The 282-nt window shown below is 37.9% G+C and carries 1 protein-coding gene; it reads right to left on the bottom strand.

The genetic code is table 11. The features are described from left to right. Positions 1-156 precede the first annotated feature (156 nt). Positions 157-282 (bottom strand): DUF3461 family protein (locus IQR33_RS12620; RefSeq protein ID WP_169709089.1); only part of this gene is annotated, 126 nt, incomplete at its 5' end.

The following is a 282-nucleotide window of genomic DNA, read 5'->3' as shown; positions in this document are numbered from 1 at the left end:
GAGGGAGTAATCGCGCTGAGTTCTTTTAGTTGTTGATTTCATAACACTCTCCAATTTTGGGGGTGGAAAGTGTCAACCTTATTTAGGACGGCACAGTACAAATAAAAAGGGTTAGCATCAATGCTAACCCTTTTTTAATATTTAAGACTTAACGTTTTACTTTAGTTTTTCGAGATCCGCTTCGATCTCTGCGATCTTGCTCGAAACGACTTTTTCTAAATGACGAAGGTCTGAAAGAATTTTCTCTTTTACATCAACCTCAGGTTGTTTCGTTGGCTTAGT

The organism is Vibrio sp. OPT46 (assembly GCF_015163535.1).
Lineage (GTDB): Bacteria > Pseudomonadota > Gammaproteobacteria > Enterobacterales > Vibrionaceae > Vibrio > Vibrio alginolyticus.
Note: the sequence above shows the minus strand (reverse complement) of the source record. Positions and strands in the feature narration are given on the sequence as shown.